This is a genomic window from Alkalibacillus haloalkaliphilus C5, assembly GCF_000269905.1.
GTDB classification, from domain to species: domain Bacteria; phylum Bacillota; class Bacilli; order Bacillales; family Alkalibacillaceae; genus Alkalibacillus; species Alkalibacillus haloalkaliphilus_A.
In genome coordinates this window covers 1-4,953 of record NZ_AKIF01000183.1, presented here as the reverse complement: position 1 = coordinate 4,953, position 4,953 = coordinate 1, and the positions used below count along the sequence as shown (strand labels likewise).

Annotated in this window: 6 protein-coding genes; all 6 read right to left on the bottom strand. The window is 36.2% G+C overall.

What is annotated here, in order from left to right; all coding sequences use genetic code 11:
* Positions 1-198: 198 nt before the first annotated feature.
* On the bottom strand, positions 199-1,152 hold the full coding sequence (locus A194_RS0114585; protein WP_017187542.1) for a PhoH family protein: 954 nt from the start codon (positions 1,150-1,152) through the stop codon (positions 199-201).
* 3 nt (positions 1,153-1,155) lie between these two features.
* Complete coding sequence (gene yqfD, locus A194_RS0114580; RefSeq protein WP_017187541.1) at positions 1,156-2,304, bottom strand: sporulation protein YqfD; 1,149 nt, start codon at positions 2,302-2,304, stop codon at positions 1,156-1,158.
* A gap of 26 nt (positions 2,305-2,330) precedes the next feature.
* Positions 2,331-2,615: a sporulation protein YqfC gene (gene yqfC / locus A194_RS0114575; protein ID WP_017187540.1), complete on the bottom strand. Its 285-nt coding sequence runs from the start codon at positions 2,613-2,615 to the stop codon at positions 2,331-2,333.
* A gap of 75 nt (positions 2,616-2,690) precedes the next feature.
* Positions 2,691-3,188 (bottom strand): hypothetical protein, encoded by a 498-nt coding sequence (locus A194_RS0114570; protein WP_017187539.1) that lies wholly within the window; start codon positions 3,186-3,188, stop codon positions 2,691-2,693.
* Between the two features lie 27 nt (positions 3,189-3,215).
* Positions 3,216-4,214: a flotillin-like protein FloA gene (floA, locus tag A194_RS0114565; protein WP_017187538.1), complete on the bottom strand. Its 999-nt coding sequence runs from the start codon at positions 4,212-4,214 to the stop codon at positions 3,216-3,218.
* An 11-nt stretch (positions 4,215-4,225) separates the two neighbouring features.
* A partial coding sequence (locus A194_RS0114560; RefSeq protein WP_017187537.1) for an NfeD family protein occupies positions 4,226-4,953 on the bottom strand: 728 nt, incomplete at its 5' end.

Sequence of the window (4,953 nt, the reverse complement as noted above, 5' to 3'; positions counted from 1 at the left end):
AAAGAAAAGCTATTAAACAAGCGACCATCAACTCATGTTCAGTTGCTTGTCCTTGTAAGTAATAAATAAATACAATTGCCATTAGAAATAGAGGAGCAACTAATGCTGTTACAATTACATTAAAATTAGAACTTTTAGAGGACGAATGTCGTGTCCGTTTGAGATTCCCCATACGCTTATTCCCCAGTACTAAATAATTTACTCTTCGTAAGCATCAATAATGCGTTGTACTAATGGGTGTCTTACAACATCAGACCCCTTAAGGTAATTGAATGATATGCCTCTTACTTTGTCTAACTTCTCTTCAGTCACTTTAAGGCCTGACTTTACACCTTTAGGTAAGTCTATTTGTGTTATATCACCTGTAACAACCATTTTTGACCCAAAACCTAATCTTGTTAAGAACATTTTAATTTGTTCTGGTGTAGTATTTTGCGCTTCATCTAAAATGACAAAAGCATCATCTAATGTTCGACCACGCATATAGGCTAATGGTGCAATCTCTATTGTACCTCGTTCCATTAATCTTGCAGTATGTTCAGCACCAATCACATCATGTAATGCATCATAAAGTGGACGTAAATACGGATCTACCTTCTCCTTAAGGTCTCCTGGTAAAAACCCTAAACTTTCACCAGCTTCAACCGCAGGGCGAGTTAAAATTAAACGTTTCACTTCACCATTTCTTAAAGCTTTTGCTGCCATTACTACAGCTAAATATGTTTTGCCTGTTCCGGCAGGTCCGACTCCGAACACCAGGTCATTTGCTTTAATTGCAGCAACATAATCGCGTTGTCCTAAAGTTTTAACTCTTATTGGCTTACCATTTTGGTTTTTCGTAATCTCATCTTCAAACAATGTCTCAAACTGTTCTAATTTATCTGTTCTAGCTAACTCAATACCATATACAATATCGCGTTCAGTAACCGTAATACCTTTTTTAATCACTTTCAATACTTTTTGTAGTAGTTCATGGACTAACTCAATATCTTCTTGTTTACCTTCTATTTTAATTTGTCCACCACGTGTAATAATTTTAACGGGCAAAAATTCTTCAATTTGTCTAATGTGACGATCATTTGTTCCAAACAAGTTTAACGTATCATTGTGATCTTCAAGATGTAAATTAATTGTTTGTTTTCCTGCTTGCATAAATCAATCTCCTTGGTCGATTATTTGTTCTTCAGTAATATCTTCTAAAACTTTAACAAACATTTCTAATTTAACTTTATCACTGTACCTTTCCTCGTGCAAAACTTTTTGATATGTGACGTCAACAGATTGACCTAGTTGCCTTTTTAACTGCTCTTCTACAGCTTGGTGAATATGATTATCTAAGTCTACTTCACTAATCGCCTCTTCTTCAGTATAAAAATAATGTTCATGGAAGCTAATAGGTAACTCCCAATTCAGAAAATAAATTGGACGGTCTTGTGATAATAGCAAACGACGGTCTCCAGCCCCTCTTGGCATCCATTCAAATGAATTAAACAGTGATACAGAATAACGCTTTGTTGCATCGGGTGTTAAAGCGAGTAAGTATTGGGAAAAATCAACTTCTACATTTACTTCATACCATACTTCAGCAATAACTTCACCTTCAGCATATGTTAGTACTTCGCCATCCTCATCTAATTCTCCTGTAACTAATACATCACCTTTTTCGACAAAATCATTAATTTGAACGACTGGTCGTCCATTAACAATAAACATTGAATCAACTGTACCAGCTTTACTCGCTACTAAGTTAGTCGGATCACGATTAACATTTTGTTCCATCGTTTCCGATTCCTCAATTAAGATATTATAAGAACTGCCACTTTTGCTAATTCCAACATACGAAACTTCATCTATACTATTCATGATTTCTCTTTCTATTGTACTAATGTCCTCCATATTTTGAACCCAATTGCCTTCTTTTAATCCTAATGTATCTAACAACTGGTTAACTTCGTAACGAGTCTCTGGACTTCCACCTTCCACTGTAATGTTCCAAACAACATTTGATAATAATAAAATAAATAAAAACGACAACACAACACCAATTAGAGGTGGCAACCATTTCTTGCGTTTACTATACATTGTTGGAATACCTGAACGGTCGTTAAACTTTAATTTACAACCGTATTGCTTTCTCGTCGCTTTTAAATAAGGTATAGCTAAATAATCAACATTCATCTTAACTATTTGATCATCTATCCTCTTAATCTGTTCGACCTTAACTCCATCTTCAATCAAATTATTAAGAAATGATTCAACTTGTCCACCTTTTACCACAACTTCAACATTTCCCCGATAAGACAATTTCTTAATGGAAAGCTCCCCCTCTCTTATGTACTACTCTCCCAACTAACATTGTCAATTACACCTTCAATTACGATCTCTTCAGCAAGTAGATTTTTAATGACGAGTTGTTTACCTTGAATGATAATTTTCCCTTGATCTTGCTTCACTGTAATTGTTGTTTCATCAAAACTTAATAGTCCTTTATGGTTTTCAATATATAAATGTATGTTGCCAATCATTGTCACTCGTGGGTAATCATATATAACGTCCTTCGGTAACATGCCATAGTTAGTTAACCAACGACTAAATTTACTTGGGATGTGCTTCATTTATTTACCCCCTATCAAGACCAATGTATGAAAAAAACACAGGATGTATACTACATCCTGTGTTTAAAAAAGAAATTATATTGTACGTTGTTTTTTCGATTTTGGTTTACCAAGGACTTCCGCCATAATAACGCTTTCGACAATCCTTTTACGTGTAATATTTTGGTGAACAGAGACTCTAGAAATTGATGAACGATCATCTTCTGCAATAGAACCTTGCTTAATGGCATCCATACCACCAATTGCTTCACTTTGGATCGAATCTTGAGTTTCATTTGCAACTTTTTCAAGACGATCTTTTGAATCTTGCATCGCTTCATACCAACTTGAAGCCTTCTCTGAGATATCATCCATTTTTTCTTGAGCTTTATCTTGAACAGTTTCTTTAGCTTGCTCAAGCTGCTCGCGTTGTTCACGATTAGGCATTTGTGGTCTTTGGCTCTGATCACCAAAAACCGGTCGCTCGCGTCGGTCACCTTGCTTTTGTTCCTTCTGGAAAATACTAAGCAAACCGACAATTAATGCAATGATTATAAATATGTTACCTACTATTACTTCAAACAAATTAGCCATAATAATCAGCTCTCCTCAGTAGGTAGATTATTTCTTGTCTTCATGTTCGTCATTTTCATGCTTACTTAACTTACCAATCATTTCACGCATGTCAGTGTCTGCTAATACGTTTTTATAATTAACGTAATCCATAACACCCATATTACCATTGCGCAGTGCTTCAGCTAATGCTTGTGGTACTTGAGCTTCTGCTTCAACTACTTTAGCTTGCATTTCTTGTACTTTGGCAATATTTTCTTGTTCACGAGCTACTGCCATTGCACGACGCTCTTCTGCTTTTGCTTGTGCAATGTTTTTATCTGCTTCTGCTTGGTCTGTCTGTAAAATTGCACCGATGTTCTTACCAATATCAATATCAGCAATATCAATTGATAGAATTTCGAATGCTGTACCAGCATCTAAACCTTTAGATAATACGTTTTGAGAAATAATATCTGGGTTTTCTAGTACTTTATTGTGACTTTCTGAAGAACCGATTGTACTTACAATACCTTCACCAACACGAGCGATTACAGTATCTTCACCTGCACCACCAACTAAGCGGTCGATATTAGCACGTACAGTAATACGCGATTTAGCTTTAATTTCAATCCCGTCCATTGCAACACCTGCGATAAATGGCGTTTCAATTACTTTCGGGTTAACACTCATTTGAACAGCTTCTAATACATCACGACCTGCTAAGTCAATCGCAGCACAACGTTCGAAACTTAACTCAATGTTTGCACGCTGAGCAGCAATTAGTGCATTTACAACGCGGTCAACATTACCACCTGCTAAGTAGTGGCTTTCTAATTGGTTTGTATTAACAGCTAATCCCGCTTTATGTGCTTTAATTAGCGGGTTAATAACCATTTTCGGTACAACTCGACGTAAACGCATACCTACTAATGTAAAGATACTAATACGTACACCAGCAGCTAAGGCACTAATCCATAGCATAACTGGTACGAATGTGAATAGGATTGCTATACCAATAACTAATACAGCAACAATTATAAGTGGAAACAGATCTGTTAATTCCATATTTACTCCTCCTAATTTTCTTCTTTATTAATCAATTCTCGAACGACAATCCGAGAACCTTCTACCTTCACAATCTTAACGGCTTGATTCCGGTCTATAAAACCGCCTTCTGAAACAACATCTAACCTCTCATCTCCAAAAAGTGCAGTTCCCGATGGTCTTAAGAAAGTTAGCGCTTGACCTTCCATCCCCACTAACTCTCGACGGTTTTCATTAGATACATAACCTAATTCATTACTCGTTTGGTCCTTTAGTACTAAATACTTAAATAAACCACGGTTTGTATCCAATTTCTTAAATAGGAAAAATGCCAATACAAATGCTAACAATAATGAAATGCCAATACTTAATGCCATATGCCCCATATCTGCACCAGATACGAGCATAGCCCCTAATATGGCTCCACCACCAATAATACCAAAAACACCACTTGGGAAGAATATTTCGAGTATAATGAGCACTAAGCCTGTAAGCAATAAGATCATCGCTTCATGCCCAGCAAAACCTGCGATTAAATGTCCATAAAAGAAAAGAATTAATGACGATACTCCCATAATACCAGGAATTCCAAAACCTGGCGAGTATAATTCTACAATAAGTCCTAGACTTGCAATAGATAATAATATCGGTATTACAATCGGACTTGTGACAAACCTTGCAATATTTTCGGATAGTGTAGGTTGTGTCTCTACTACATGTGCATTTTCATATCCAAGGTGCTCCAACACTTCATCTCTAC